25 protein-coding genes are annotated in these 21,657 nt (G+C 73.9%); 15 read left to right on the top strand and 10 right to left on the bottom strand.

The genetic code is table 11. From position 1 onward, the window contains the following. Window positions 1-57: 57 nt before the first annotated feature. The 3 genes from FHX31_RS30705 to FHX31_RS30695 all read left to right on the top strand — a co-directional run bounded on the left by FHX31_RS30705 (window position 58) and on the right by FHX31_RS30695 (window position 2,964). Window positions 58-1,512, top strand: a complete 1,455-nt coding sequence (locus FHX31_RS30705) for a sensor histidine kinase (RefSeq protein WP_030272676.1) — start codon at window positions 58-60, stop codon at window positions 1,510-1,512. A gap of 64 nt (window positions 1,513-1,576) precedes the next feature. Then, complete coding sequence (locus FHX31_RS30700; RefSeq protein WP_369752334.1) at window positions 1,577-1,993, top strand: ATP-binding protein; 417 nt, start codon at window positions 1,577-1,579, stop codon at window positions 1,991-1,993. Window positions 1,994-2,079: 86 nt separating this feature from the next. Beyond that, window positions 2,080-2,964: a DUF5926 family protein gene (locus FHX31_RS30695; protein WP_013477492.1), complete on the top strand. Its 885-nt coding sequence runs from the start codon at window positions 2,080-2,082 to the stop codon at window positions 2,962-2,964. 10 nt (window positions 2,965-2,974) lie between these two features. On the opposite strand, the gene FHX31_RS30690 is transcribed toward FHX31_RS30695, so the two are convergent. Further along, window positions 2,975-4,189 carry an arginine deiminase gene (locus FHX31_RS30690; protein WP_013289308.1) on the bottom strand — a complete coding sequence of 405 codons (1,215 nt, stop codon included), beginning with the start codon at window positions 4,187-4,189 and terminating at the stop codon, window positions 2,975-2,977. Between the two features lie 162 nt (window positions 4,190-4,351). On the opposite strand from FHX31_RS30690, the gene FHX31_RS30685 reads away from it, so the two are divergent. The 4 genes from FHX31_RS30685 to pheA all read left to right on the top strand — a co-directional run bounded on the left by FHX31_RS30685 (window position 4,352) and on the right by pheA (window position 7,274). Next, the gene (locus tag FHX31_RS30685; protein WP_013289309.1) at window positions 4,352-5,089 is read left to right on the top strand and encodes a hypothetical protein; all 738 of its coding nucleotides are present in this window, start codon (window positions 4,352-4,354) and stop codon (window positions 5,087-5,089) included. Between the two features lie 143 nt (window positions 5,090-5,232). Beyond that, entirely contained in the window at window positions 5,233-5,682 is a 450-nt protein-coding gene (locus tag FHX31_RS30680) for a hypothetical protein (protein WP_013289310.1), read from the top strand. Between the two features lie 85 nt (window positions 5,683-5,767). Then, complete coding sequence (locus FHX31_RS30675) at window positions 5,768-6,307, top strand: hypothetical protein (protein ID WP_013289311.1); 540 nt, start codon at window positions 5,768-5,770, stop codon at window positions 6,305-6,307. Between the two features lie 10 nt (window positions 6,308-6,317). After that, window positions 6,318-7,274 carry a prephenate dehydratase gene (gene pheA / locus FHX31_RS30670; RefSeq protein ID WP_091330544.1) on the top strand — a complete coding sequence of 319 codons (957 nt, stop codon included), beginning with the start codon at window positions 6,318-6,320 and terminating at the stop codon, window positions 7,272-7,274. A 42-nt stretch (window positions 7,275-7,316) separates the two neighbouring features. Here pheA and FHX31_RS30665 read toward each other — a convergent pair whose 3' ends face one another. The 3 genes from FHX31_RS30665 to FHX31_RS30655 all read right to left on the bottom strand — a co-directional run bounded on the left by FHX31_RS30665 (window position 7,317) and on the right by FHX31_RS30655 (window position 8,994). Then, a complete protein-coding gene (locus FHX31_RS30665; protein ID WP_013289313.1) occupies window positions 7,317-8,036 on the bottom strand; it encodes an AIM24 family protein in 720 nt (239 codons plus the stop codon). Window positions 8,037-8,131: 95 nt separating this feature from the next. Further along, entirely contained in the window at window positions 8,132-8,476 is a 345-nt protein-coding gene (locus tag FHX31_RS30660; protein WP_026268384.1) for a metallopeptidase family protein, read from the bottom strand. Window positions 8,477-8,565: 89 nt separating this feature from the next. Beyond that, complete coding sequence (locus FHX31_RS30655; RefSeq protein WP_184977624.1) at window positions 8,566-8,994, bottom strand: OsmC family protein; 429 nt, start codon at window positions 8,992-8,994, stop codon at window positions 8,566-8,568. Window positions 8,995-9,112: 118 nt separating this feature from the next. On the opposite strand from FHX31_RS30655, the gene FHX31_RS30650 reads away from it, so the two are divergent. From FHX31_RS30650 to FHX31_RS30640, 3 genes are all read left to right on the top strand, one after another. Then, window positions 9,113-9,847: a hypothetical protein gene (locus FHX31_RS30650; RefSeq protein WP_184977623.1), complete on the top strand. Its 735-nt coding sequence runs from the start codon at window positions 9,113-9,115 to the stop codon at window positions 9,845-9,847. Window positions 9,848-10,014: 167 nt separating this feature from the next. After that, entirely contained in the window at window positions 10,015-10,836 is an 822-nt protein-coding gene (locus FHX31_RS30645) for an HAD family hydrolase (protein ID WP_013289317.1), read from the top strand. Further along, a complete protein-coding gene (locus FHX31_RS30640) occupies window positions 10,836-11,648 on the top strand; it encodes an HAD family hydrolase (RefSeq protein WP_013477496.1) in 813 nt (270 codons plus the stop codon). The genes FHX31_RS30645 and FHX31_RS30640 overlap by 1 nt, the downstream gene beginning before the upstream one ends. 35 nt (window positions 11,649-11,683) lie before the next feature. Here FHX31_RS30640 and FHX31_RS30635 read toward each other — a convergent pair whose 3' ends face one another. Further along, window positions 11,684-12,274: a bacterial proteasome activator family protein gene (locus tag FHX31_RS30635; RefSeq protein WP_013289319.1), complete on the bottom strand. Its 591-nt coding sequence runs from the start codon at window positions 12,272-12,274 to the stop codon at window positions 11,684-11,686. A gap of 57 nt (window positions 12,275-12,331) precedes the next feature. Here FHX31_RS30635 and FHX31_RS30630 point away from each other — a divergent pair, with 57 nt between their 5' ends. Together FHX31_RS30630 and FHX31_RS30625 are read left to right on the top strand one after the other, a co-directional pair. After that, entirely contained in the window at window positions 12,332-13,159 is an 828-nt protein-coding gene (locus tag FHX31_RS30630; protein WP_184977622.1) for an alpha/beta hydrolase family protein, read from the top strand. Window positions 13,160-13,208: 49 nt separating this feature from the next. Further along, window positions 13,209-14,429: an ABC transporter substrate-binding protein gene (locus tag FHX31_RS30625; RefSeq protein ID WP_184977621.1), complete on the top strand. Its 1,221-nt coding sequence runs from the start codon at window positions 13,209-13,211 to the stop codon at window positions 14,427-14,429. A gap of 91 nt (window positions 14,430-14,520) precedes the next feature. On the opposite strand, the gene ddaH is transcribed toward FHX31_RS30625, so the two are convergent. Then, window positions 14,521-15,354 carry a dimethylargininase gene (ddaH, locus tag FHX31_RS30620; protein ID WP_176739752.1) on the bottom strand — a complete coding sequence of 278 codons (834 nt, stop codon included), beginning with the start codon at window positions 15,352-15,354 and terminating at the stop codon, window positions 14,521-14,523. A 59-nt stretch (window positions 15,355-15,413) separates the two neighbouring features. Here ddaH and FHX31_RS30615 point away from each other — a divergent pair, with 59 nt between their 5' ends. Together FHX31_RS30615 and FHX31_RS30610 are read left to right on the top strand one after the other, a co-directional pair. After that, a complete protein-coding gene (locus FHX31_RS30615) occupies window positions 15,414-15,872 on the top strand; it encodes an Lrp/AsnC family transcriptional regulator (protein ID WP_013289323.1) in 459 nt (152 codons plus the stop codon). A gap of 61 nt (window positions 15,873-15,933) precedes the next feature. Then, window positions 15,934-16,890 (top strand): zinc-binding dehydrogenase, encoded by a 957-nt coding sequence (locus tag FHX31_RS30610; RefSeq protein WP_184977620.1) that lies wholly within the window; start codon window positions 15,934-15,936, stop codon window positions 16,888-16,890. Window positions 16,891-16,897: 7 nt separating this feature from the next. On the opposite strand, the gene FHX31_RS30605 is transcribed toward FHX31_RS30610, so the two are convergent. The 3 genes from FHX31_RS30605 to mobA form a co-directional block, all read right to left on the bottom strand. Next, the gene (locus FHX31_RS30605) at window positions 16,898-18,055 is read right to left on the bottom strand and encodes a T3SS (YopN, CesT) and YbjN peptide-binding chaperone 1 (protein WP_013477501.1); all 1,158 of its coding nucleotides are present in this window, start codon (window positions 18,053-18,055) and stop codon (window positions 16,898-16,900) included. A 65-nt stretch (window positions 18,056-18,120) separates the two neighbouring features. Beyond that, window positions 18,121-18,378 carry a DUF6457 domain-containing protein gene (locus FHX31_RS30600; RefSeq protein WP_013289326.1) on the bottom strand — a complete coding sequence of 86 codons (258 nt, stop codon included), beginning with the start codon at window positions 18,376-18,378 and terminating at the stop codon, window positions 18,121-18,123. Beyond that, a complete protein-coding gene (gene mobA, locus FHX31_RS30595) occupies window positions 18,375-19,175 on the bottom strand; it encodes an NTP transferase domain-containing protein (protein WP_184977619.1) in 801 nt (266 codons plus the stop codon). Before mobA ends, FHX31_RS30600 begins: the two co-directional genes overlap by 4 nt. 357 nt (window positions 19,176-19,532) lie before the next feature. Between mobA and fdhD the strand changes: the two genes are divergently transcribed. Beyond that, a complete protein-coding gene (gene fdhD / locus FHX31_RS30585) occupies window positions 19,533-20,387 on the top strand; it encodes a formate dehydrogenase accessory sulfurtransferase FdhD (protein ID WP_184977618.1) in 855 nt (284 codons plus the stop codon). 65 nt (window positions 20,388-20,452) lie between these two features. On the opposite strand, the gene FHX31_RS30580 is transcribed toward fdhD, so the two are convergent. Next, the gene (locus tag FHX31_RS30580; RefSeq protein WP_184977617.1) at window positions 20,453-21,655 is read right to left on the bottom strand and encodes a DUF4192 domain-containing protein; all 1,203 of its coding nucleotides are present in this window, start codon (window positions 21,653-21,655) and stop codon (window positions 20,453-20,455) included. Between the last annotated feature and the right edge of the window lie 2 nt (window positions 21,656-21,657).

Below are 21,657 nucleotides of genomic sequence, written 5' to 3'. Positions count from 1 at the left end.
GGGACGGTCGACCGGCCGGGGGTGTCACGGACGCGGGCGGCGCGGCACACTCGGGACATGCCGGAGCGAACCGACTACCCCGCCTTCATCGCCGGCCACACCGCAGTGATCAACATGATCAACTCGGGCGAGTCAGGTCTCGCCGTGCTCACCCGCCTGCTCCGCGAGGTCGAACCGGCGGTCGGCGCCGCCGGTCTGGTCTTCGTGGAGTTCACCCCGGCCGGGGGACGGGTGATCGCGGCGACCGGCAGCGCCGAGTTCGTCCTCGGCCGCCCGCTGCCCGCCACCGACCCCGCCACCGTCTGCCTGCTCGCCGGCCCGCCGGTGCGGGAGGTCCGGGTCGACGCGATCCCGGGCGCGCTCGCCGTCGAGGTCGCCGGCCGGGGCCTCTGCCGGATGATCGTGGCACGTGCCGAGGTCGGCGGGCTGACAGTCGGCAGCCTGCACGCGCTCTACCCGCTGGGCGAGCCGCTGCAACCCTCGCAACGTGCCGTCATCGGCTACATCGCCGCCTGCATCGCCCACATGTACGGCGACCAGACCGGCCTGCCCGTACACGGGGACGGCCCGGTCGTGGCGGCGCTCGCCGACGGCCTCGCGGTGGTGGACCGGGACGGACGTGTCCGGCTCTGGAACCCGGCCGCGGTCGAGGTGACCGGCCGGCCGGCGGACGAGGCGTTGAGCCGGCCGCTGCCGTTCCCGCTGCCGCCGCCCGGCCAGGTGCTCGACCACCGGCTGCCGGACGGCCGCTGGCTGCGGATCACCTCCGGCGAACTGCCCGGCCCGAACGCGCTGCGCGTGGTCAGCTTCCGCGACACCACCGACCAGCAGCGGCGCGACCACGACCGGGACCTGTTCGTCGCGGTGACCAGCCACGAGCTGCGGACGCCGGTCACCGTCATCAAGGGGTACGCGGACACCCTCACCGACCACTGGGACTCGCTGAGCGACGGCGACCGCAGGCAGGCCGCCCGGATCATCGGCCAGCGCGCCAACGAACTGGCCCGCCTGGTCGACCGGCTGCTGACCGCCGCCACGGAGAACCGTCCCGGTGGCGAACCGGCCGCGCCGTTCGACCTGGTCGACGCGTTGCGCGCGGCGGTGGTGGACCTGCCGGCGGACGTCCGGCACCGGGTCGTGCTCGACCTGCCCGCCGACCTGCCCAAGGCGCTCGGCGACCGGCACAGCCTCGCCACTGTGCTCACCGAACTGGGCACCAACGCCGGGAAGTACTCGCTGCCGGACACGCCGATCGAGATCACCGCCGAGGCGAACGAGCGGACCGTCTCGTTCCGGGTGGCCGACCGGGGCATCGGCATCCGGCCGGAACACGTGGAGCGGGCCTTCGACCGGTTCTGGCAGGGGGAGTCCGGCGACCGCCGCCGGTATCCCGGCGCCGGGCTCGGTCTCTATCTCGTCCGCCAGATCGTTGAACAGCAGAATGGATGGGTATCCCTCCGGCCCAGAGCCGGTGGCGGTACGGTCGCAGAGGTGCGGCTGCCCCGGGGTTGACCGGGGCGCTCACGGGCGGGGAAGGAACGACGTGTCGACTGGTCCGGCCGAACGGTCGTGGTGCGTGGTGGTGCCCCACGACCCCACCGGCGCGCGCCTGGCCCGGCACCGGCTCGCCGACGAGCTGACCGGTGTTGTACCCCCGGTCCTGGTGGCCGACCTGGTCGCGGTCCTCGCCGAACTGGTCGGCAACGCGGTCCGGCACGCCGACGCCCTGCCGGGCGGGGTCGTGCGGGTCGCCTGGCGGCTGCGCCCGACCGAGCAGGGGCCGAGCGTCGAACTCCGGGTCACCGACGGCGGATCAGGCGCCGGCCCGTGCATGCGTACCGCCTCGCCGGACGCGGCGGACGGGCGAGGGCTGCACATCGTCGCCGGGCTCGCCAGCGGCTGGGGCGTGGAGCGCGACGGCCTGGGCCAGAGCGTGTGGGCGCGGTTCGACCCGGTCCCGGCGCAGCGGACGGACCTGGTCGCGGCCGGCTGACCGACCCGGCGGGCGGGTCCGGCCCCCATCGCCGAGACCCGGCCTCTAGGCTGTCTCGCCATGAGCGAGCGGAGCGGAGCGGGCGCATGAGCAAGCGTCGGAAGAACCAGCGGGCCGGCGAGGCCACCCCGAAGCGGGAGAAGGTGCGCGACGTCTTCGTGCCCCGGCCGTTCGAGGGCCTGGCGGACGAGCCGGAGTGGATCGCCCTGCGCGAGCTGGTCCCGGCCGCGTCCGCGCCGCTGCGGCTGACCCCGGAACTGATCGAGGAGTACGGCGACCGGCCGGTCACGCTGGCCACCGTGCTGCCGATGGCCGCCCCGGCGATGACCAAGCCCGACGGGCGGGTCTTCATCGGCCTGCAACGGCACCAGCAGTCCGGCGACGTCTCCCGTGACCTGGCCGACGCGCTGATCTCCGCGCTGCGCACCGAGCCGGGCGGCCAGGTGAGCGTGCCGCCGCTGCCCGGGCCGGGCCCCCGCCTCCAGGACATCCTGGTGGACGGCCCGCTGGAGATCACCATGCACGACGGGTTCGACTTCTGGCTCGACCCGGGCGCCGCCGACGACCCGAACGTCCAGGCGTCCCTGGAGCGGGCCAACTCGGCGATCTACCCGACCGTCAAGCTGGCCGCCGCGCCGGCCGCGTACTGGTGTCAGGTGCCGGAGAAGGCCCACGTGCGCCTGGTCCTGCCGGAGGACGAGGACGCCGCGCTGGACGCGCTGTCCCGGCTCGCCGCGGCGGGCGCGCTGACGCTCGGCGACGACACGAAGTTCGCGGGCATGTTCCGGGCGCACGGGCGCCTCGCGCCGGTCTGGGACCTGCCGGAGGACACCCCGGCCGCCGAGTGGGAGGCACCGGTGGCGGAGTTCGCCAAGCGCTACGCCGAGGCGGTCGCGGAGCGGGAGCCGCTCGACGCGGCCGGCCGCCGCGCCCGCCAGGGCCTGCTCGGCCGGCAGCTGACGCTGCGCTGACGTCTCCGGGTCAGGCGGCCCCGCCCTTCTCCCGCACCAGCGGGCAGGACATGCAGCGCGGGCCGCCCCGCCCGGAGCCCAGCTCCGACCCGGCGATGGCGATCACCTCGATGCCGGCCCGTTCCAGTTGCGCGTTGGTCTCCACGTTGCGCTCGTAGCCGACGCACAGCCGGGGCGCGATCGCGAGCGTGTTGTTGCCGTCGTCCCACTGCTCGCGTTCGGCGGTGACCGGGTCGAGGCCGGTGTCGATCACCCGGAGCTGGTCGAGGTCCATCGCGTCGGCGGCGGCCCGCAGGAACGGCGCCGGCCCGTCGACCCGCAGGTCGTCGCCGTCCGCGCCGGCGATGACCGTGTACGCGGACATCTGGTCGGCGACGTTCGCGTACATCAGCACGGCGTCGACGTCGACCATGGTGCAGATCGTGTCCAGGTGCATGGTGGCGCGTTCCTGCGCGATCGGCACCACCAGGATGGTGTGCGCCAGCCCGGCCGCGAACACCTGCCGGGCCAGCCGTTCCGCGCCGGCCGGGGTGGTGCGTTCGCCGACGCCGACGGCGAGCACGCCCGGCGCGAGCAGCAGCACGTCGCCGCCCTCCAGGTGCTCCAGCCGGGGGTGGTAGACGAACTCGGTGCCGACGAAACGCGGGTGGTAGCGGTAGATCGCGTCGGTGAGCGTGGTCTCCCGCCGCCGGGCCGGCATGGCCAGGCTGGTCACACCGACCCGGTCGCCGATCCAGACCGACGAGTCGCGGGTGAACAGCAGGTTGGGCAGCGGATCGATGACGAAGTCGTGCCGGTCCATGAGCGTCCAGACCAGACCGCCGGGGCGGTCGGCGCCGATCCGCAGTTCCTCGTGGGCGAGCCCGGCGGTGAGCACGTCGGCCAGTCCGGCCGGGTCGAGGTACGCCAGATGGTCGGCGACCCGGCGCCGCAGCGTGTGGCCGAGCCGGCGGGACCGTAGCACCCGGTCGGTCAGCTCGGCCCGGGCGTCCGCCACGGCGAGCGTCTCGACCAGCAGGTCGGCCAGGTAGAGCACCTCGACCCCGCGGGACCGCAGCGCCGCCGCGAACGCGTCGTGCTCCTCCTGCGCGCGTCCCACCCATGGGATAGCGTCGAAGAGGAGACTGTCGTTGTTCCGCGGGGTGAGGCGGGCCAGTTCCGGTCCCGGGCGGTGCAGCAGCACCGTCCCGAGGCGGGCGACTTCGCTGTCCACATAGTGGGTCACTCCCGCAGCCTAGGGCAGGCTTGCGCACCATCCGGAAAAGAAGTGTGGATGAATATGGCATTCATCCGCACTCACTCCGGCGGTCCAACTTGCCGAGCCCCCGGGTGCGCAACGTAGGGTAGTGGAGACATAACTTCGAGAGACCTTTTGCCGGAGGTCGCGATGACTGTCTTTCCCGCTCGTCGAGCCGTACCGAGCAGGGCACTGCCGCCCCGCACGGTGCCGCACTCCCGGGTCGAGCCCACCTCGGTGCTCGAGCCGGCCCGACCGACTCCATTGGAGTGGGCCCGGCGTCGCCGGGCGGAGCGGGGGGCCCGCCGGTTGGAAGCGGCAGGGGCCCGCGCCCTGGGCCAGCTCGACCATCTCGGTCCCGCGTGGCACGTCATCGAGTGGCCCCGGACGGACCCGGCGGACATGCTGCTCGACCGCGGTCGCGACGACCGGGCCGGGTTCCTGGCCATCGGTCCGAGCGGTCTGTTCGCTGTCACCATCGCCGACCACGGCCGGGCCCGCGTGCTCGTGGCCGGAGACGTGGTCCAGATCAACGGCAAGCGCCCGCCGTACGTGGCGGAGGCGCGCCGGGACGCCAAGCGGGCCAGCAAGGCCCTCTCCGACGCGGTCGGCCTGCCGATCCCGGTGACCCCGGTGCTGACGTTCGTCGGCTCCGGGGTGATCAGCGTCTACGGCCTGCCGAAGGACTGCCTCATGGCCACCCACCGGGAGCTGGACCGCCTGCTCGTGGCCGGTGGGAACCGGATCAGCCCGGCCACCGCCGAGAAGCTCTCCCGCGTCGCGCAGGCGCCGGCGACGTGGTTCAACGGCACGTACCGTCCAACCGCCGACTACCGGTGGTATGACGAGGGCCGAACGGCCGCTGACAAGCAGGCCGCCCGCCGGTAACGTCTCCGGCGACGCCACGCGGCCCACGGCACCGCCCCGACTGGTTCCGTCGGTCCGCGCCGTCGCCGGCCGCCCGGCAGCCGATGCTTCCGCCGCACCGACCGGCTAGCGTGGACAGACCGTCGGTGTACATAGGAGGCGCGGTGGCCCACGTCGAACTCTCACTCTCGGAAGTGTTCGCGCCCGCGGCATCCACCGAGCAGGAGTCCGACAACTTCGGGCAGTGGTCCGGCATGGTCTCCCGGGCCGCCGAGCCGTGCCTGCTGATCGACGCCGGCACCACTGTCGTGGCGATCTCCTCGTCCGGCTGCGACCTGCTCTGCCTGGGCGCCCCGGAGGATGTGATCGGTCTGCCGCTGCTGGAGGGCGGCCTGCGCCTGGTCGACTTCACGGCGAGCCCGAGCGAGCTGACCGAGCAGGAGACCGACAAGATCCCGCCGCTGCTCGCGCTGCACTCCGGGCGGCTCGCCCGCGGCCTGCTGCGGGTTCAGGGGCCCGGCTCCGACGCCGGCCGGACGGTCGACGCCATCTCCACGCCGGTGCTCACCGACGGCGCGGTGGCCGGCTCGCTCACCTTCCTCTCCGCGGTCTGACCCGCGACGAGACCCGGCGCCCTTCACCCCGGGCCGGTCATCCTCCTACGATGGCCTCGGCCCCACCACACGACGACATCCCTCGATGCCCGAGGACGCCCCCGTGCCCCGCACCCCACGCCCCCGACGCCGCCACCGTCCGCTGGCGCTGCTGACGCTGCTCGCCCTCGCCGCCTGCGGCACCCCGCCCGAGCTGCGTGCGCCACCCGCCGCCGCCACGCCCGTCCCGGTCCCGTCGGCGTCCGCCACGCCCAGCCCGAGCGCGACATCGGCCCCACCGACGCCCGTCCTCCCGCCCACGCTCTCCCCGTCCGTACCGGCGTCCGCGGCGCCCTGCCGGGGGCGGCCCTCCGGCGACCGGATCGTCGCGCTGCTGCGCGGATCCGCCGGCGTACTGCCCCGCGACGTCCGGGTCACCGTGGCGACCGGTCCGCTCTGCGCCGAGGGCTGGCAGTACACCGTGCTGACGGTCACCGGGCACGAGGAGTTGCAGGTGGTCACGCGCGGCGAGAGCGGCACGCCGAGGCTGGTCACCGCCGGCACGGACGTGTGCGGCGTCGAGGTACGGACCGTGGCGCCGGTCGGCATCCGTACCCTGGCCTGCGACGGCACGCCGGGTGCGTAGGCTGGTCGGCATGCCCGGAACACCGCCGACCCGCTTCGTCTACCTGGGCCCCGAGGGCACCTTCGCCGAGCAGGCCCTGCGAACGGTGCCCGCCGCCGAGCGCGGGGACCGCACACCCGCCCGCAGCGTCGGCGAGGCGCTCGACGCGGTACGCGCCGGGGAGGCGGACGCGGCGCTGGTGCCGCTGGAGAACTCCATCGGCGGCGCGGTCGGGGTGACGCTCGACGAACTGGTCGAGGGCGACCCGCTGGTGATCACCCGCGAGGTGGTCCTGCCGGTGGAGTTCGTGCTGGCCGCCCGCACCGGCACCACGCTGTCCGACGTCCGCTCCGTCGCGGCCCACCCGCAGGCGTCCACCCAGTGCCGGGGGTGGCTGCGGGAGCACCTGGCCGACGCGACAGTGGTCGACGTGCTCTCCAACGGCGCCGCGGCGGCCGGTGCGGCGAGCGGCGAGTACGACGCCGCCATCTGCGCCCCGATCGGCGCGACCCGGCACCGGCTCGCGGTGCTGGCTGACAAGATCGCCGACCACCCGGACGCGGTCACCCGCTTCGCGCTGGTGTCCCGCCCCGGTCCGCCCCCGCCGCCCACCGGCGACGACCTGACCTCGCTCGCGGTGTGCCTCGCGCACGACCGGGTGGGTGCGCTGCTGGCGGTGCTGATGGAGCTGGCGGTGCGCGGCGTGAACATGACCCGGATCGAGTCCCGCCCGACCGGCGAAGCGCTCGGCCGCTACGTGTTCTTCCTGGACTGCGCCGGACACGTCGCCGACGTACGCCTCGGCGAGGCGTTGCAGGGGCTGCGCCGGGTCTGCGCCGACGTGCGCTTCCTGGGGTCGTACCCCCGGCACCGCTGGAGCACGGCAGCGGGTGACCAGCAGACGCCGGTGCCGGCCGGGCTCACCGACGCCGACTACGCCGACGCGGCGGCCTGGGTGTCCCGGCTGCGGGCCGGCGAGCTGAGCTGACCGGCCCGGGGCGACCTCGGCGGACGCCCCGGGCACCGGCCGTCACTGAAGCAGGCCGCCGAGCACGCCGCCCTGCTGCTGGGAGCCGCTGCCGGCCACCGGAGGTTCCTCCGAGGGCTGGACCACGACGAAGCCCTGACCGGCGAAGCTCATCGTGAACGCCTCACCGGTGCTGCGGCCGAGCAACGTGCCCAGGCCGAGCTGCTCGGCGCGGTGGTAGCCGGTCTGGAGGTTCGCCGACCAGCAGACCGCCGCCTGCGGGTCGACGTACGTCGGCGCGTCCACGTTGAGCACCACCGGGGTGCCCTTGGTGGTGACGGCGATCCGGCCGTGGCCCGTGAAGACGCAGTTGAACAGGCCGGACGAGGACGCGAAACCGGCGCCGCCGACCATCTTGATGTCGTACTGGAGCGTCGAGTCGAACGCCAGCACGCTGGAGCCGTTGATGGACAGCGCGTCGCCCGGCTCCAGGTCGATGACGTGCACGTCCTTGGCGAAGTCGGCGAGGAAGACGTCGCCGCGGCCGGAGAGCTTCATCAGCGGCACTCCCTCACCGGTGAGCCGCTGCTTGATGAACTTGCCGATGCCGCCGGAACCGAGGGCCTGGAACTGCACCTGCCCCTGGTAGGCGACCATCGACCCGACCCGGGCCATCGCCTCGCCGTTCAGCTCGATCTTCAGCATCTTGGAGTTCTGCAACCGCATGCCGGGCTGCTGGGACTCCTTCTCAAGGTTCTCCGCGGAGAACAGCGCGCTGCGCATGGGTTTTCCTCCTGCATCAGGATCTGCCTGACCCGCAGGTTAGGGGACCGGCGCAACCGCCGGAATCAGCCGGGCGGGGACGCGCCGGAGGCCGGTCAGCCCCAGCCCAGGGCGTGCAGGCGCTCGTCGTCGATGCCGAAGTGGTGGGCGATCTCGTGCACCACTGTCACCGCCACCTCGTCGACGACGTCGTCGTCGGTGTCGCAGATCGCCAGGATCGGGTTGCGGTAGATCAGGATGCGGTCGGGCAGCACGCCGGAGTAGTCCCAGCCGCGAGAGGTGAGCGCGTGCCCCTCGTACAGGCCGAGCAGGTCCTCACCCGGCGGCGGGTCGTCCTCCACCAGGATGACCACGTTGCTCATCAACCCGAGCAGTTCCTCGGGCACCTCGTCGAGCGCCTCACCGACCAGTTCCTCGAACCGGTCCCGGCTCATCTCCACGGCCACGCGGCCCGGTCACTCCCTCCGGATCGGGCACACCGCACGGCGAGGGCGTCCCGCAGGACACCCCCGCCGTGCCGTACGCGATGTCAGGCCAGACGGGCGTTCAGCGTGATCTGCGCGCCCGGCGACAGCAGCCGGGAGATCGGGCAGTTCTCCTTGGCCGCCTCGGCGAGCTTGGTGAACTCGGCCTGGTCGATGCCCGGAACCTGGCCCACGGTCTCCAGGTAGATGCGGGTCACGGTCATGCCGGCGTCGGTCTTGTCGAAGTGCACCTTGGCGGTGGTCTCCACCGCCGTCTCCTGGGCGCCGGCGTCGGCGAGCTGCTTGGAGAGAGCCATCGAGAAGCAGCCGGCGTGCGCGGCGCCGATCAGCTCCTCGGGGTTGGTGCCCTCGCCCTCCTCGAAGCGCGACTTGAAGGAGTAGTTGCCGGACAGGCCGCCCTTGCCGGTGCGGACGGTGCCGGACCCCTCGGTGAGGTTGCCCTGCCAGCGAGCGGATGCGGTACGGATAGGCATGGCACCGACGCTAACCGAAAGCGGGCCGCCCCGCACCGGACCCCGGGGTCGCGATCCCGGCCGGCGGAAGCGGGCTGTGCCATGATTCGACGCAGGCCCGCGCACGGGAAGGGTGGCCATGTCGCAGGATCTCCCCGTTCCCCGGCAGGACAAGCGAATCCCCATGCAGGACAACAGGTCCGACGACACCACGATCGTCGAGTGGGGCGACACCGAGCCGGAGTCGTCCGGCCGGGCTGCGCGCTCGCTCGCCGCGCTGGGCCGGGACCGCCGTCTGCCGCCCGTGCTCACCGGGCTCGGCGCGGTGGCCGCGATCGCCTCGCTGATCGGCGAGTGGCTGGCGATCACGGTGCCGGCCGAGACCCGGGGCGACGACGCACCCGCCCGGCTGACCAGCGGCATCTCCGAGATCGGCGGGTTCGGTACGGCGTACCTGGTGGGCCTGCTCGGGCTGTCGGTCGCGGTGGGGCTGGCGCTGCGCGGCGCCCCGGCGGTGCGGCAGCACGCCCGGCTGGCCGGGCTGGGTCTCGCGGCGGGCGTGCTCGGGGTGCTCGTCGCGACCGCCTCCTCCCTCGAACAGCTGGCCCGGCGCATCCTGTTCTTCGTCGGCGAGCAGCGCCTTCAGGTCGAGCACGGACGCGGCCTGGTCAGCGCGTTCATCGCTGTCGCACTGCTGGCGGCCGCGCTGCACCTGGCCGGCCGGGCGGCCGGCGGGACGCCCACCGACGGGGAGCCGGACGACGACCGGCCCGAGCGCCGCCGCCGGGCGGACGAGGACGACGTGCCCCCGGCCCCGGCGGATCTGACGGTGCAGCCCACGGTGCCGTTCGCGGGCCCCGAACGGTCGTACTGAACCAGGTCCGGCAGCGCCTCCGGCGGCCACCGGAGCTTCGCCGCCGATTCGCCGGAAAGCCGTGGTTGCCGCCCGTTCCGCGAGATACGGTTGCTGCCCGCCGTCCCATGGTCGCGGCACCGAGGACCTGGTCGGCCGGCGTGACGGCGGCGGGCGAAGGAGGAACCATGACCCGCCCGGGACTGCCCAAGCTGATCGCCACCGACCTCGACGGCACGCTCGTCCGCAGCGACGAGACCGTCTCCGCGTACACCCATCGGGTGCTGGACCGGGTGCGGTCCGCCGGGATCCCGGTGGTCGGCGCGACCGGTCGTGGACCGCGCCTCACTGAACTCACCCGTAACGACATCCGGGCCGCCGACTTCCTGGTGATGGCCGGCGGCGGCCGGGTGGTGGACCAGAGCGACCCGGAAGGGCCCCTGGTGTTGCGGGACGAGCGGCTGCCCGGCGAGGTGCTGGCCCGCATCCTCACCGACCTGGAGGCGGCGGTCGGCCCGCTCACCGTGATGGTCGAGGCGTCGGACGAGCACGACGCGCCGCTGTGGGGCGACTACCACCCGAGCTGGCCCTACCCGGACCGGTTCGAGGCGCGCAGCCGGGTCGAATGCCTGTCCTGCGACGTGATCAAGGCGTTCGCCCGGACCGCCGACCACCACGTGGACGAGCTGCTGACGGCCGCGCGGGCGATCGTGCCGCCGGACGTGGCCACGCTCACCCAGGCCGGGCTCGGCTTCATCGAGATCTGCCCGCCCCGCACCGACAAGGCCAGCGGGCTCAGCGTCATCGCCGAGCGGCTCGGTGTGGACCCGGCCGACGTGCTGGTCTTCGGCGACCAGCCGAACGACCTGCCGATGTTCGACTGGGCGGGATGGGCACGGGTGGCTGTGGCGAACGCCCACCCGGAGGTGCGCGCCGCGGCGGACGAGATCACCCTGCGCAACGACGACGACGGGGTCGCGGTCTACCTGGACCGGCTACTCTCCCGGTGATGGAAGATCCACCTCGGCTCGTCGCCTCCGACATCGACGGCACGCTGCTGCGCGACGACCGGACGCTCAGCCCGCGTACCGCCGCGGTGCTGGCCCGCATCGCTGCCGCCGGCACCCCGGTGGTCCTGGTCACCGGCCGTCCGATCCGCTGGCTCCCGATGGTGTACGAGCAGCTCGCCGCGCCGCTGCCGGCCATCTGCGCGAACGGCGCGGTGGTGTACGACCCGGCCACCGACCAGGTGCTGCGGGCCGACCCGCTCGCCCCGGAACTGCTGGCCGAGGTGGCCCGGAGGCTGCGCGCCGAGGTGCCCGGCGTGAGCCTCGCCGTGGAGATCGTGGACAGCCGCCAGATGCGGCACGAGGTGCACTACCCGCTGCGCTGGGACGCCGACCTCGACGCCATCCGGGCCGTCGAGTCGCCGGAGGAACTGCTGGCCGCGCCCGCGGTGAAGTTGCTGGTACGGGCCGGTGAGCAGGATCCGGACGTCTTCGTGCGGGTGGTGGCGGGCGCCCTGGAGGGGCTGGCCGAGGCGACCCACTCGTCGTACAGCGGGCTGATCGAGATCTCGGCCGCCGGTGTGACGAAGGCGGCGGGCCTGGCCTGGTACGCGGAGCGGCTGGGCGTCGACGAGCGGGACGTGGTGGCCTTCGGCGACATGCCCAACGACGTGCCGATGCTGGCCTGGGCCGGACGGGCGGTGGCCGTCGCCAACGCCCATCCGGCCGTACGGGAGATCGCCCACGAGGTCACCGGGCCGAACACCGAGGACGGCGTGGCCGCGTACCTGGAGAAGGTCTTCGAGCTGGACTGACCGGCCGGGGCGCGTGACACGCCCCGGCCGACGGGTCACAGGTACTGGCCGGGCGCGTGGCCCTCGCCGCCGCCGGGCATCCCGGGCATGCCCGGCATCACGCCGCCCGGGCCGCTGGGCAGCGCCTGGCGGCCGGAACGCATCTGCTCCAGCTGGACGCGGGCGGCCATCTGCTGGGCCACCAGCGCGGCCTGGATGCCGTGGAACAGCCCTTCCAGCCAGCCCACCAGCTGGGCGTGCGCGATCCGCAGCTCGCTCTCGCTCGGCGCCTGCTGCTCGGTGAACGGCAGCGAGATCCGCTCCAGCTCCTCGCGCAGCTCGGGGGCGAGGCCCTCCTTCAGCTCGACGATCGAGCGCTCGTGAATCTCCCGCATCCGGTGCCGGCTCGCGTCGTCGAGCGGCGCCGCCTTCACCTCCTCCAGCAGCTGCTTGATCATGCTGCCGATCCGCATCACCTTGGCCGGCTGCTCGACCAGACGGGTCGGGTCCTCGCCCTTGCCCTCGTCGGTCTGCACCGTGCCGACCGGGCGGCCGTCCGGCCCGACCACCACCACGGTGCCGGGGATGCCATCGTTGCCCTGTTCGTCGTCGTGTCCGGCGGAGTGCGCTTCGGTCATGGCACCCATCTTTACCCACGCCGACCATGTGCACGCGGCCGGTCCGGGGGACGCTACGGTCGCCGCATGCTCTCCGACCCGCGCGAGGTGCTGACCCGCCCGTCCCCGCCCCCGGATGCCACGGTCTCCTACGACGACCACCCGGACCAGTGCGCCGATCTGCGCCTCCCGGCCGGTGACGGGCCGCCCCGGCCGCTGGTGGTCGTGGTGCACGGCGGCTTCTGGCGGGCGGAGTACGACAGGGCCCACACCGGCCCGATGGCGGCGGCGCTGGCCGCGCTCGGCCACCCGGTCGCGCAGATCGAGTACCGGCGGACCGGCCGGCCGGGCGGAGGCTGGCCGCACACGCTGACCGACGTGCGCGCCGGGATCGCCGCGCTGCCGGAACTCGCCGCCGCCGCGCTGCCCGGCCGGGTGGCGCCCGTGCCGCCGATCCTGGTCGGTCACTCCGCGGGTGGGCACCTGGCCATGTACGTGGCCGCGCACGCCCCGGAGACGGTCGGCGGGGTGCTCGCGCTGGCGCCGGTGGCCGACCTCGCGCAGGCGTACCGGCTGGACCTGGACGAGGGTGCGGTGGCCGCGCTGCTCGGCGGCGGCCCGGACGACGTGCCGGACCGGTACGCCGCAGCCGATCCATCGGCATTGGTGCCCATCCGAACACGCACAGTAGTCATCCACGGTGATCAAGATGTCCAGGTCCCGATCGCGATCAGCCGATCCTGGGTGGCGGCAGATCGGGCCGCCGGAGGCTCCGCCACGCTCGTTGAGCTGCCCGAATGCGAGCATTTCGGGCTGATCGCACCGGGCTCCACCGCATGGCCCCAGGTGGTGGAGGCGTTGCGGTCGCTTCACGATGATCTTCCGGGCATTGACGCAGCGTCGTCGACCAGGTAGAACGCCGAAGGGGTGTGCACCATGGCCGCCCCGTCGGGAAGGAAATTCGGTGGCACAGATGAACCGCAGGCGGGCGCTGCAACTGCTGGCCGCGCTGGGTACCACCGGACTGGCGGCGGGTTGCGGATCCGGGGACGACACCGGGGACAAGGCCGGATCCGGCAGCCCGATCAAAGTCGGGCTGATCGTGCCCGGCAGCGGGGCGAACAAGGCCATCGGTGACGAGATCACCAACGGTTTCCAGCTCTTCCTCAGCATGCGCGGCCAGCAGATCGCCGGTCACCCGGTCACGGTCGTGACCGCCGAGGAGGGCGACACCGCCGCCACCGGAAAGGCCGCCGTCGACCGGCTGCTCAAGGAGGGCGTGCTCGCGCTCACCGGCGTGGTCAGCCCCACCGTGATGACCGGCATCAAGGACGCGGTCGAGGAGGCCCGGGTGCCCCTGCTGGGCTCCAACGCCTCCCCGTCGACGCTCCAGGGCGTCGTCTACATCTGGCGCACGTCGTACGTGCTCACCGAGCCCGGTGAGGCGCTCGGCGAGTACCTGCGCCAGAAGCTGGACGCGTCCAGCCGGATCGCCATCTTCGGCACCCGCGGCCCGGGCAGCCAGGACGTCATCGAAGGGCTGCGGCGCGCGTACGAGCGGGGCCGCCGGCTCACCGAGGATCCGATCTTCACCGACGACGACCCCAACCCCTCCCGGTCGCTCTACTCCGGGCCGATCCGCAAGGCGCTCGGGCGCAACCCGGACGCGGTCTTCTGCCACTACTCCGGCGCGCAGGCCGTGCAGTTCGTCAAGCAGCTCTACGCCCAGGGCTACCGGGGACCGATCTACGCCCCCGGTTTCCTCACCGAGGGCACCGCGCTCGACCAGCTCGACGACGGGGAGAAGGGCCGCGAGCGCAAGCTGATCCAGACGTACGGCATCGAGACCGCGCTCAACTACTCGGCCGACCTCAACAACACCGCGAACCGGATCTTCGCCTCGGCGTACCGGAAGACGTTCAACTCGGCGCCCACCACGTACGCGATGGCCTCCTACGACGCCGCGCTGGTGCTGGACAAGGCGATCCGGCTGGCCGGGGGGAACCCCTCGCCGCAGCAGGTCAACCTGGCGCTCGGCAAGGTCGGCCAGGTGGACAGCCCGCGCGGCACCTGGCAGTTCAACCAGACCCGTACCCCGCAGCAGAAGTGGTACCTGCGCCGGGTGCAGACCGACGGCCGGTTGCTCTCCAACGTCGTGATCAACGAGCTGGCGACGCTGGGCTGACAAGCCCTCGTACACGCGCGAAGGGCGGTCTCCCCATCGGGAGGCCGCCCTTCGCGCCGAGGCGTGGCGTGGCGTGTCGTCGAGCCTTGGCTCAGTGCCGCAGCTCGGCGATGCAGCACTTCACGCTGCCACCGCCCTTCTTCAGCTCGGCCAGCTCCACCGGGACCGGGTGGTAGCCGGCCGCCTTCAGCTTGCCGGCGAGCCGGGTCGCCTCGTTGTTCAGCACCACGTTCAGCCCGTCGCTGACCAGGTTCAGGCCGAACGCCAGCGCGTCCTCGTCGTCCGCGACGATCGCGTCCGGGAAGAGCTGGGCCAGCACCTTCTGGCTCGCGGCCGAGAAGGCCCCCGGGTAGTAGACGACGTTCTCGTCGTCGATCGAGGCCAGCGCGACGTCCAGGTGGTAGAAGCGCGGGTCGACCAGGTGCAGCGAGACCACCGGCCGCCCGAGCGCCTCCTGCGCCTCGGCGTGCGCGGCCGGCTCCGTCCGGAAGCCGTACCCGGCCAGGATCAGGCCGCCGTGCGCCTCCGGCAGGTACGCGAAGTCGCCCTCACCCTCGTTCGTCTCGCTCGGCGCGATGAACCGCCAGCCCTGCTGCTCGTAGAACGCCCGGTGCGCGGCGGCCTCGGCGGACCGCTGCTCGTGCTTGAACCGGGCCCCGTAGACGCTGCCGTCGACCACGAAGGCACCGTTGGCCGCGTAGACCATGTCCGGCAGACCCGCCTCGGGGGTGAGCAGGTGCACCTCGTGGCCCAGCCCGACGAGCGTCTCGCGCAGCCGGTCCCACTGCTTGACCGCCAGGTCGGCGTCGACCGGCGTGGTCACGTCCATCCACGGGTTGATCGCGTACTCGACCGTGAAGTGCTCGGGCGAGCACATGAGATATGTCCGCTTTCGCGAGACTCGCTGCTGGTTCACGGTCACCAAGAGTAGGTACGGTGCAACTTTGGTAACAGCCACAAACATTGCTTCCCGGGAGCAGAACGTTGCAGATAGACGCGGTTGACCAGCGAATCATTGCGTTACTCGTCGCGGATGCTCGCGCCTCGTACGCGGACATCGGCAGCCGGGTGTCACTCTCCGCCCCCGCCGTCAAGCGACGCGTCGACCGCCTCCGATCCGCCGGGGTGATCCGGGGATTCACCGCCGTCGTCGACCCGGCCGCGGTCGGCTGGACCACCGAGGCGTTCGTCGAGCTGTTCTGCGCGGGCCGGACCACGCCGGCGCAGATCGGCGCCGCCGCCCGCCGGCACCCCGAGGTGGTGGGCGCGTACACCGTCTCCGGCGAGGCGGACGCGCTCGTGCACCTGCGCGCCGCGGACATCTCCCACCTGGAGGAGGCGCTGGAACGGCTGCGCGCCGAGTCGTTCGTCACGTCGTCCCGCAGCACCATCGTGCTCTCCCGGCTGGTCGAGTCCCCCGGCGTCGGACCGTCCACGCCTTGACCTCAACCTCGCTTCATGTCGTGCACTGACACCGGTGACCGGCGGGACGCGAGGGGGCGGTATGCGTGCGGTGTGGCTGCGGGAGTTCGGCGGACCGGAGGTGCTCGTGCCCGGGACGGCACCCGACCCGGCACCCGGACCCGGCCAGGTGCTCGTCGACGTGGCACACGCGAACATCACGTTCGTCGAGACGATGTTCCGGGCCAGCGGCTTCGGGCCGTTCGGCACCGAACTGCCGGTGATCCCCGGTAACGGGGTCGGCGGCACGATCACCGCGCTGGGACCGGACGCCGACCCGGCGCTCGCCGGCCGCGTCGTGGTCACCGCCACCGGCGGCACCGGCGGGTACGCCGAGCGCGTCGTGGTCGACCAGGGTGCGCCTGTCCCCGTACCCCCGGGGTTGCCGCTGGACGCGGCGGTGGCGCTGATGGCCGACGGCCGCACCGCCCTGATGCTGGCCCGGGCGGCCGGGCTGCGGCGCGATGACCGCGTCCTGGTGGAGGCGGCGGCCGGCGGGGTCGGATCGCTGCTGGTCCAACTCGCCGCACGGGCCGGCGCCACGGTGGTGGCCGCCGTCGGCGGCTCCCGCAAGGTGGCCGTGCTCCGTGCCGCCGGGCTCGACGTCGTGGTCGACTACCGGCAGGCGGGCTGGACCGACCGGGTCCGGGACGCCGTGGGCGCCGTCGACGTGGTGTTCGACGGCGTCGGCGGGCCGCTCGCCCGGGAGGCGTTCGACCTGCTGGACCCCGGCGGACGGATGCTCAGCTTCGGGCTGGCCGGCGGCACCTGGGCGGACATCCCGGCCGAGTCGGCAGCCGCACGCGGGGTGACGCTGCTGAGCCCCCGGCCCGGCCCGGACGAGCTGCGCGCCCTCACCGAGGCGGCGCTCGCCGAGGGCGCGGCCGGGCGGCTGCGGCCGCTGATCGGGCAGCGCTTCCCGCTGGACCGGGCCGCCGCCGCGCACGCCGCGATCGAGGCCCGGGAAACCCTGGGCAAGACCCTGCTCGACGTACGCTGAGCAGCGCTCAGAGGTACATGCCGGTGCGGTGCTCCTCGGCCCGGGCCGGCTTGTCGCCCTCGCCGAAGAAGCGCTTGCCGCCGAACTCGCCGTGCAGGCGGTCGTCCAGCTCGTCGGCGAGACCGGTCATCACCTGCACCGCGAGCATCAGATGGGTGGGCTGGAAGTTGCGGCCGAACACCGGGATCGAGGCCCACACCGTGTCGTCGGCGCAGTAGAGCCGGCCGATCGGCATCCGGTTGGTCAGCTCCGAGAGCTTCACGTAGAGACGCTCGGTCGGCTCGACCTCGGTCAGCACCGGCGAGAAGACGTCCACGAGCGGCGGGTTGTCCCGCACCCGCACGAAGACCATGGCCGAGCCGGCCCGGATGTTGATGTCACCGTCGGAGTCGACCTGAAGCTGGTCGGACGCGGACTTCAGCATTGTCGACACGACGGTGCGGACCCGCTCCTCCAGGGCCAGCACGTCGTTCTCGCCGGACTGCGCGGCCGCCGCCGCGGCCAGCGCCTCGTCCAGGTCGGCCTCGACGTCGCGGTCCGGGCCGAACTCGCTGCGCGCGGTACCGAGCGGCTCCACGGGAAGCGCCTCGCCCTCGGCGTCGTGCACCAGGTAGACGAGGAAGGCCGGATGCGGCGCGCCGTAGACGTCCCGCAGCGTCCGGGACAGCACGGCGGCCAGCCGGGTCGCCTCGTCGGTGCCGCAGTCCAGCCCGAACTGCTCCCCGGAACCCGGCACCACACCCGGCGGCGACCAGCCGAGCGCCACCATGTCGGCCACCGCGGCCCGGTCCAGCCGGTAGCCCTGCGGCAGCGTGGCGTTTCCGACCGCGCGGGCCGAGAGACGGCCCGCCTCGCCCGCGTCCACGCTCACCGAGTAGACGGCGTCGCCGGTGCCCGAGGCGGTCGGGTCGAGCGTGACCTCCAGGTGCCCGCCGGAGGGCAGCCCGCGCAGCCGGTCGGCGAGCGCCCGGGCGAACTCCCGCCAGGCCTCGGTGACCTTGGCCCGCAGATCAGCGGTGGTCGGCTCGTCGAGCAGGATCGACTCGTGGTGCTGCTCCGGCGCGCCGCCGGTGGCCTGATGCGCCGACGTGGCGCCGGTGGCGTGGTGCTCCGGCGCGCCGCCGGCAGGCTCGTCGACCGGCTCCGAGGGGTGGTCTGCCGTCATGATCGCCTCCGTCCGTTCCCGCCACCCTACCCAGGCGCGAAGGGGACCGAATCCCGCGCGAGGCGCTAATCCTCAGGCGTGGAACCACCCAGGTCCACCGGCCAGGAACCGGCCAGCGCACTGAGCCGCTCGGCCGCCGCGGCCGGGTCCGCGCCGCGCCCCACCGCCAGCCCCAGCAGGTACGCGGTGACCGGCGCTCCCGGCCGGACCACCTGGTGGGCCACGTCCCGGGCCACGTCGAGCACTGTCGGCACGGGCACCCCCGCCGGGTCCAGGTCCAGTTCCGCGCAGACCGCCGTGACCCAGTCGTCCAGCACCGTCATCTCGTCCACTCCTCCGCCCGGCGTACGTCCTCGTCAGTGTCGCAGTCGAACCACGGCGGCGGCCCCGAGCCGGACCAGGACACCTCGCGTACGGCGACGTCGGCCAGCAGCCCGCGTACCGGCGCGCCGTCGAGCGAGCCGCCCCGCGTCGCGGCGAGCCGGTCGAGGGCGGACCGCAGGGCCGGTACCTGCCAGAGGGCGCACAGGTGCTGGCGGCGGCCGTCCCCGTCCACGTAGCAGGCGAGCGCGGCGGACCGACCGCCCAGCGTCTCCCGCCAGGCGGCGGGCGCGTCTTCCGACCTGGCGGTGGCAGGTGCGTCTTCCGACCTGGCGGTGGCAGGTGCGTCTTCCGGCCCGGCGGTGGCAGGTGCGTCTTCCGGCCCGGCGGTGGCAGGTGCGTCTTCCGGCCCGGCGGCTGCGGCGTCGAGCGCGGGCGGCGGGTCGTCGCGGGAGTGACAGGCGGCGAGCGCGCGTCGCAGCTCGGCCACCGCTGCGGTGGTGAGCAGCGGCAGGTCGGCGGCGAGCACTGCGACTGTCGTCGTACCGGGGTCGAGCAACGCCAACCCGGCTGCCGTAGCGGCCACCGGACCGCCCCCGGGCGGCTCTTCCCGGGCCGTCCGGACTCCCCTGGGCAGCGGGCCGGACGAGCCGACCACGATCCGCTGGTCCGCGTCGGCCACCGCGTCCAGCACCCGGTGCAGCATCGGCCGGCCGCCTACTGCCCGGGCCGGCTTGTCCACCCCGCCCATCCGCCGGGCCGCGCCACCGGCGAGCAGGATCGCCGCGTACCCCGTCACCGCCTCACAGTAGCCACAGCCACGACCGCCGGTCCGGCTCGGGCCGGCACCCAGCGTTGTCGGCGGTTTTCCGACGTTGATCGACTGCTTTCCGCCGAAGTGGTGGCATCCAGGGCCCTCCGATACCGCCACTTCGCCGAACTGGTGTCGATCATCGAGCCTGGGGCCGCCCGGGCCGCCCGGGCCGGCCGGGGTGGCCGGGGTGGCCGGGCCGGCCGGGGTGGCCGGGCCGGCCGGGGTGGCCGGGCCGGCCGGGGTGGCCGGGCCGGCCGGGGTGGCCGGGGTGGCCGGGGTGGGTGAGGGCGGGAAGACCTGGGGCGACGTGCGGGCGGCGGGGCGCCCGGGGAGGATGGCGGCATGGGACGGGCGACGGATCGGCGTGGTGTGCTGCGGATCGACCTCGACGCGGCCGGGAACGGCCGGGGGCGGATCGGCCGGCAGGACAACCTGGCCGTGGAGGAGCCGCTGGAGATCCGCGTCGGCGCGGCCGGTCCGGGACGACGCCGGCCGCTGGCGGTGACGATGCGCACTCCCGGCGACGATCTGGACCTGGCGATCGGCTTCCTGCTCACCGAAGGGCTGATCCGGTCGGCGGAGGACGTGCACACCGCGCAGCTCTGCGCCGGGGCGGAGACCCCGAACACCTACAACGTGGTCGACGTGGTGCTCTCGCCCGGCGTGCCGGAGCCCGTCACCGACCCTTCGCGCAACTTCTACACCACCAGCTCGTGCGGCGTGTGCGGCAAGGCGAGCATCGAGTCGGTACGCACCCGCTCGCAGTTCGCGGTGCGGGACGACCCGCTGGTTGTCACCGCCGAACTGCTGGCCGGGCTGCCGGACCGGCTGCGCGCCGCGCAGCGCGCCTTCGACCGCACCGGCGGCCTGCACGCCGCCGGCCTCTTCACCCCCGACGGGGAGCTGGTCGTGCTGCGCGAGGACGTCGGGCGGCACAACGCGGTGGACAAGGTGCTCGGCTGGGCCACCCGGGAAGGGCGGCTGCCGCTGGCCGGGCACGTCCTGCTGGTCTCCGGACGGGCCAGCTTCGAACTCACCCAGAAGGCGTGGATGGCGGGCGTGCCGCTGCTCGCGGCGGTGTCCGCGCCGAGCACGCTCGCGGTCGAGCTGGCCGAGGAGGCCGGGATGACGCTGGTCGGCTTCCTGCGCGGGCCGACCATGAACGTCTACGCCGGGGCGGCGCGCATCGGCGAGTGACCGCTCACCGGCGTGGCGGCCGCCGGCGGCCCGGTAGGCGGATGACCGCCCGGCGGGGTGACCACTCATCGGCGTGGCCTGCGTCGGCGGCGCCGCAGCACCGCGCCGTCGCCGGAACCGGGCCACCCGTCCAGTGCGGACGGGGCGACTCCCCGCCGGAGCGCCTCGTCGAGCAGCACCGCGAGCGAGTAGCCGGGGTGGGCGGACAACACCCGTTCCAGGGCGACAGCGGCAAGTGCCCCGTGCCCCGATCGCCACGCGGCGAACGCCAGCAGACAGCCGGGCGCGGCGATCAGGTCCGGCTCGGCGCGTCGCAGCACGTCCGTCCAGAGGCTGATGTCCTCGTCCCGGCCGTCGGTGCGGGACCAGGCGTGATCGCGTACCGCGACGTGGGTGAGGAGCACTGTCAGCCAGGCCATCTCGTCGTCGTCCAGCCGCTCACCGCGCCGCTGCCGGCGGAAGGCCGCTCGCACCGCGGCCGTGCCCGCCGTCCGCACGGCCCGCGGCTCCCCACCTGATCCGGCACCACCTGCCGGCACCTGGGACTTGCCGCCCGACCCGGGCCCGCCAACCGGGACCGACGACTCCCCCTCCGGCCCAGCACCGTCCGCCGGAACCGGCGGCTCCGCACCCGCCCTCGAACTGTCGGCTGGCAAGCCTCCGGCCGGGCTCCCTGCCGACGGCGTGGACGGCCGTCCGGTGAGCGCGGCCAGGCGGAGGCGTGCCCGACCGGTGGCCCGGCGCATGGCGAGCCGGACCGGCCCGTCGAGCGGGGACACCTGCGCCGCGAGCGCGGCCCGGTCGGGCAGCGCGACCTGACCGGCGAACACAGCCGCCGCGCTGACCTGGCTGGCGGCCGGGTCGTACGGGGTGCCCTCGGGCGGGCAGCAGGACGGCTCGACGCAGAGGTACGAGAACCAGCGGCCCTCGGTGACCCGCAGCGCGTCGAGCACGACCAGCCCGGCGGCGGTCAGCGCGTCGCCGATCGCGTCGACGACGCCCGTCACCCGGGCGGCCGGACCGTAGCCGACGACTGTGGCGGCGTCGGCGTCCTGCCGGGCCACCACCTGGGCCAGGTGCCGGGCCGCCGGACCGGGGTCGGCACCCGGTGCGGGCAGGTCACCACGGGCGGCGAAGACGACGCGGCGGCCGCGTACCGCGACCACCACCACGCTGTCGGCGGGATGGAAGCCGAGCAGGTAGGGCACGGCCGCGACCATGTCGGCCGGCGAGCGGACGGAGAGGCGCGCTGGCTCGGTGGAGTTCATGC

Source organism: Micromonospora sp. CNZ286 (assembly GCF_014207755.1).
Note: the sequence above shows the minus strand (reverse complement) of the source record. Positions and strands in the feature narration are given on the sequence as shown.